Below are 5,119 nucleotides of genomic sequence, written 5' to 3'. Positions count from 1 at the left end.
GGAAAACCTGCGCCCCGCCTCGCATCCAGGCCCATCGGCCTGCGCCTCGGGCACGAACTTTGTGAGATATGCCGGCTCGCTGCCATTTCCAACTAAGCATCTTTGGCGACTCGTGGCAAACAAGGCGCGTCGGCGGCAAGGATCCGCTCTCGGCCTCCATAGACATTGAATCGCTCCCCCCGGAGAAATCCCACCAGCGTGAGGGAAAATTCTCTGGCTAGGCGTACTGCGAGGCTGCTCGGCGCGGAAACGGCGCAAAAGAGCGGAAGCTCCGCCGCCAGGGCCTTTTGGAGAAGCTCGTAGCTTGCGCGGCCGCTGACGAGGACCAGATAGTCCGAAAGGGGAAGACGACCCTGGAGCAGAGCCCATCCGATGAGCTTGTCCATGGCATTATGGCGGCCCACGTCCTCGCGCAGCGCAATGAGCTCTCCCTGCTTGGTAAAGAGGCCTGCGGCATGGAGCCCGCCGGTGGCCCGAAAGACCCCCTGCCGCGATCCGAGCCTTTCGGGCAAAAGAGGCAGCAGATCGGCGGGAATGGTCCAGGCGATGGGCAGGGGTCGGCAGCCACGGCTGCGGAGCGTTTCCAGAGAAGCACGGCCGCACACGCCGCATGCGCTCGTGGTGAGAAAGTGGCGTTCGAGCCCTCCGAAGTCGGGCAGGCGCTCCGTGGCAAGATCCACCGTTACGACGTTGAAAAGCTGCTCCTCGTCCTTTGCGCGGTCGACGCAATAGGAGATCGAGCGAATGGAGTGGGCATTCCGGACAACCCCTTCTCCGTAAAGAAATCCGGCAGCGAGCTCGAAGTCCGATCCGGGCGTCCGCATCGTGATGGCCAAAACCCGCTCCTGGTGTCCGGCGCGAAGGCGAATCTCCAGGGGTTCTTCCACCGCCACCGAGTCGAGGCGGCGGACCAAGCCCGCCTCTTTCCAGGTCCAAAGTTCGACGTTGGCTTTGCTGCCAGGCCGGATTGCCATTGCTTTCACTATACGCGCCTCGAGAGAAGAGGAGCAATGACGAGGAAACTCGTGATGGGCCATCGGGTGATAAAAGCTTTCCTCTGGAGGCAGGGACTTCTAAAAGATGCTATGCGTCGTCTTTGGTTGCCGTGGCTCCTCCTTGCTCTTGGGCTGGCTCGACCCATCTTTGCCGAACAGATCAAGGCGGAGGGGGGGTCGGAAAGAGTCTTGCGGATTGGTGCCGCCGCCGACCTGCGTTACGCTCTTCCCGAGGCGATTGCCGCTTTTTCGCAGGGAGGCAATCCTCTTCGGATCGAAGCGACGTACGCCTCTTCCGGGAAGATCTACGCGGAACTGCTTCAGGGCGCAAACTGGGATCTTTTCCTGGCGGCCGACCAGGAGTACCCCCAGCGCCTGGTCGTTGCGGGAGTGGCTCGCGGGGAGGTCTTTGTCTATGCGCACGGTTCGGTCATCCTCTGGGCAAGAAAGGAGGCGGATCTCTGGAAGGCCGGGCAGGCCTTGGCGGCGTTGCGAAGCGCTTCACTTCGTCGTCTGGCCTTGGCGAATCCCCGAGTCGCTCCCTACGGACGCGCGGCGGAAGAGACGCTGCGCCGGGCGGGCTTGTTTGCCGGGGTCGAAGGAAAACTGGTTTTCGGGGAAAATGTCGCTCAGGCATTTCAGTTCGCGCAGCAAGGAGCTGCCGATGCCTGCTTGATTTCTCGGTCTCTGGCGCTGGCGCCGGCGGCACAAAAAGAAGGCCGTTTCGAGGAGTTTCCCCCCGGCACCTCCCCCACGCTAGAGCAAGGGGGGGTGATTCTCAAGGGTTGCCGTCAGTGGGATCTTGCGGAAGCTTTTCGAGATTTTCTCCTCAGCCCGGAAGGACAGAAGCTCCTTCGGAGTCATGGCCTATGACCTGCCCGTCTCCCAAGCGTTCTCCTGCGACTTGCGAAACGGACCTGTCTGCTTCGTTGGGCCTTGGTTTTCCCTCCGTGCAGTATGTCGTCAACCAGCTCCGGGGGAAAACCTGCGGCCCGCCTCGCATCCAGGCCCATCCGCCGCGCCTCGGGTACGAACTTTGTGAGACAGGCAGGTCAACCAATCGGCAAGCTCGCTCCTAAGACCCGGCATGGACTGGATTGCCTTCGCGTTGAGTTTGAGACTGGCTGCGGTGACCACGCTCACGCTCTGCCTGATCGGCATTCCCTTGGCCGGCTGGGTCGCCTACTCGAAGAGCAGGCTGCGGCCGGCCTTGGAGGCGGTCATCGCTCTGCCGCTGGTCCTGCCGCCGACCGTGCTCGGCTTTTTTCTTTTGGTCGGCTTCGGACGCGCCGGCTGGCTGGGGCAATGGTATGGCCGCCTGACGGGTGGTGGGTCTCTTGTGTTTTCCTTCGAAGGGCTCTGGGTGGCATCGGTTCTCTACAGCCTCCCCTTTCTGGTTCAGCCGGTGGCGGCGTCGATGGCGGGAATCCCGAGAAGACTTCGGGAGGCGGCGTGGGTTCTGGGGGCGGGGCGGGTCGAAACCTTCGTTCGGATCGTCTTGCCGCTGGCATGGCCCGGCATCGCATCGGGGATCGTGCTGAGCTTTGCGCACACCTTGGGAGAATTTGGCGTCGTTCTCATGGTGGGAGGAGATGTCCCCGGGGTGACGCGGACGCTGTCGATCTCCATCTACGACGCAGTCGAGTCCCTCGATTACGGCTTGGCCGCCAAGACTGCGGTCTTCCTTTTCGTTCTTTCCTTCCTTCTGCTCTCCGCCGCCTACTGGTTTCAAAAGCGGCTTCTGGTTCGCTAGGCGGGGTAAGCGGCTAGGAGGGCGCGCTTGGCTTGCCGGGGAAGAGCAATCCTGTTTTGTTTGCCGGCAAGGAGATGGGACAATTAACCGTCGATTTTCGATTTTGCTATCCGGGGGGAGGGGAGCTCTGCGCTTCTTTTCTTTTCGCCCTCGAGCCTCCCGGGGTGCTCGTGCTCTTCGGCCCCTCCGGGGCTGGGAAGACGACGATTCTCCGATCTCTTGCTGGGCTCGAGCGGCCCGCGGCGGGAAGGATTCAATTTCAGGATGAGGTCTGGATGGATGGGGAGCGGAACCTCTGGCTTCCGCCGCAGCGGCGGAAGATCGGATATGTCGATCAGCACGACGCTCTCTTTCCCCATTTGAACGTGGAGGAGAACGTGGCGTTCGGGTTGCACGGTCTCCCGCGAAAGGAAAAGAGACGGCAGGCGCAGGAGAGCATGGAGAGTTGCGGGCTTCTCCCGCTGGCAGGGCGCTCCCCAGCCACTCTTTCGGGAGGCGAGAGCAGGAGGGTGGCTCTCGCCCGGGCCCTGGCATGCCATCCTCGGCTGCTCCTGCTGGACGAACCGTTTGCCGGCCTGGATCCGAGAGCGCGAGGGGATCTTATGCAACGGATTCGGAAGACGGTGCACGAGCGATCGCTTCCCACGATTTTCGTCACCCATGAGGAGAGGGAAGCGGTGCTCCTGGGGAGAGAACTCGCTGTTGTGGGATCGGGACGAGTGCTGCAGATCGGCCCGACGGCGGAGGTCTTGGCGAGGCCGGTGAATCGCGAGGCAGGAAAGATCCTCGGTGTCGAGACCGTGGTCTCGGGCCGATTCCTCTCTGTCCGAGATGGCCTCGTCGAGGTGGAGGTTCCGGGTGGGACGCTCTTCGCCATGGACCGAGGCGAGGCTCTCCCCGGGCTCGTCTACGTGATGGTGCGTGCCGAGGATGTGATTCTTTCCACCGCAGAAGAGGCGGGACCCGTGAGCGTTCGGAACCGGCTCCGTGGGCTCGTGGTGGAGCAGGAAGCCGAGGGGCACGCCGTCCGCGTCCTCCTCGACTGTGGATTCCCCTTAGTCGCCCGGATCACGCGCGGAGCCAGCCAAGAGCTTGGACTCGCCGCCGGCAAGCCCATCTTCTGCTGGATCAAGGCGCATGCGATCCACCTCGTGCCTCGCTAAACCGGGCTTCTTCCGGAAAAGAAGTGCGGAAGGCAGCGGCGCCGGAAGATAAGCCGGATTCTGTTCCTGGAAAGCAGCCCTTCCAGGCGACGATCATTTCTCTACCGATCGCACGTCGGCGATCGGTCCGCGACGGCGAGCCGCCGCGGTGCGGCCTGACCCGAGGTGTGCCCAAACGCTCGGCACCGTGGCGCCTGAGCATCGGAGCGGCCAGGGAGCCAGCACCTCTGTTTGGCCTTGCGCCGCGGGGGGTTTATCGTGCCTCGGCCGTTGCCGGTTCGAGCGGTGGGCTCTTACCCCGCCGTTTCACCCTTACCGCACCGATTCGGCGCGGCGGTCTCTTCTCTGTGACACTTTCCGTCCCGAGCGGCTTACGCCCTCTCGGTCCCGCGGTTTCCCACGGCCCGCTTCCCTGGTGGCGTCCGGACTTTCCTCTCCGCCGCAAGGCGGAGCGATCGTCTCTTCCAGCGCCGAGATCAACTAATCAGTTTCCGGCGGCGGCGTCAACCGCCATCGCTTGCCGCATCCAGGGAGAGGGAGAGACCAGCCAGTGCAGCCTTCGTGGTCTCATAGCCGCGGTGACAGATGGCTTCGATCCCGAGCTTGCGAGCAATGTCGACGAACATCGGGCGGTCCTCGATATAGGCGCAGCGGGAGGGAGGAGTCTGGGAAACGTCGAGTGCCAGTCGAAAGATATCCTCGTCGGGCTTCCGCAGATGGACGAAGGACGAGACAATGAAGTAGTCGATGAACGAAGCAAGGTCAAAGGCTTGAATGCGGTGGACCTGCAGCTCCCGGCCCTCGTTGCTCAATACGGCCACCTTGAGTCCGTACCGCTCCTTGAGCTTGCGCACCAGCTCGATCATATCCGGAAAGGGACGAGACTGGGCGAACATGAACTGCCGAAACTCCTGCATCGTGAAAGGCCGGTTTTCGTAAAAGACGATGCGCTCCAAGTAGCCGTCGAGCGTCAGCTTGCCGACTTCGTAGGTGTCAAAGGTCAGATGATGCCGTTGGTCCATTTCTCGGGGATCCAAATTAAAGGCTTCGGCAGCCTTTTCCCGGCAGGCGGTGTCCCAACCGTTGGAAAGCAGGACTCCCCCGAGATCCAAGAAAAGCGTCGTGATGGCAGGTTTGCTCATGAGAATTCACGGTACTCTTTCTGGTTTGCGGGCGCATGGCAAGCGGGAAGAGCCGCTAGCGGCTCT

General features: G+C 62.4%; 5 protein-coding genes and 1 other RNA gene. 3 read left to right on the top strand and 3 right to left on the bottom strand.

From position 1 onward, the window contains the following. Nucleotides 1-92: 92 nt before the first annotated feature. A complete protein-coding gene (gene fdhD / locus MAMT_RS10990) occupies nucleotides 93-974 on the bottom strand; it encodes a formate dehydrogenase accessory sulfurtransferase FdhD (protein WP_142661072.1) in 882 nt (293 codons plus the stop codon). Nucleotides 975-1,085: 111 nt separating this feature from the next. Between fdhD and modA the strand changes: the two genes are divergently transcribed. From modA to MAMT_RS10975, 3 genes are all read left to right on the top strand, one after another. After that, nucleotides 1,086-1,868 (top strand): molybdate ABC transporter substrate-binding protein, encoded by a 783-nt coding sequence (gene modA, locus MAMT_RS10985; RefSeq protein WP_178087090.1) that lies wholly within the window; start codon nucleotides 1,086-1,088, stop codon nucleotides 1,866-1,868. 214 nt (nucleotides 1,869-2,082) lie between these two features. Then, on the top strand, nucleotides 2,083-2,748 hold the full coding sequence (gene modB / locus MAMT_RS10980; protein WP_142661070.1) for a molybdate ABC transporter permease subunit: 666 nt from the start codon (nucleotides 2,083-2,085) through the stop codon (nucleotides 2,746-2,748). A gap of 74 nt (nucleotides 2,749-2,822) precedes the next feature. Then, nucleotides 2,823-3,911 (top strand): molybdenum ABC transporter ATP-binding protein, encoded by a 1,089-nt coding sequence (locus MAMT_RS10975; RefSeq protein WP_142661069.1) that lies wholly within the window; start codon nucleotides 2,823-2,825, stop codon nucleotides 3,909-3,911. 33 nt (nucleotides 3,912-3,944) lie between these two features. Here the strand turns inward: MAMT_RS10975 and rnpB are convergent. Together rnpB and MAMT_RS10965 are read right to left on the bottom strand one after the other, a co-directional pair. Beyond that, nucleotides 3,945-4,383: RNase P RNA component class A (rnpB, locus tag MAMT_RS10970), an RNA gene on the bottom strand. Between the two features lie 31 nt (nucleotides 4,384-4,414). Next, on the bottom strand, nucleotides 4,415-5,053 hold the full coding sequence (locus tag MAMT_RS10965) for an HAD family hydrolase (RefSeq protein WP_142661068.1): 639 nt from the start codon (nucleotides 5,051-5,053) through the stop codon (nucleotides 4,415-4,417). Between the last annotated feature and the right edge of the window lie 66 nt (nucleotides 5,054-5,119).

The organism is Methylacidimicrobium tartarophylax (genome assembly GCF_902143375.2).
Lineage (GTDB): Bacteria > Verrucomicrobiota > Verrucomicrobiia > Methylacidiphilales > Methylacidiphilaceae > Methylacidimicrobium > Methylacidimicrobium tartarophylax.
Note: the sequence above shows the minus strand (reverse complement) of the source record. Positions and strands in the feature narration are given on the sequence as shown.

Coding starts and splice junctions, on each gene's coding strand:
- fdhD (WP_142661072.1), bottom strand. CDS start 974: ATGGCAATCCGGCCTGGCAGCAAAGCCAACGTCGAACTTTGGACCTGG.
- modA (WP_178087090.1), top strand. CDS start 1,086: ATGCGTCGTCTTTGGTTGCCGTGGCTCCTCCTTGCTCTTGGGCTGGCT.
- modB (WP_142661070.1), top strand. CDS start 2,083: ATGGACTGGATTGCCTTCGCGTTGAGTTTGAGACTGGCTGCGGTGACC.
- MAMT_RS10975 (WP_142661069.1), top strand. CDS start 2,823: ATGGGACAATTAACCGTCGATTTTCGATTTTGCTATCCGGGGGGAGGG.
- MAMT_RS10965 (WP_142661068.1), bottom strand. CDS start 5,053: ATGAGCAAACCTGCCATCACGACGCTTTTCTTGGATCTCGGGGGAGTC.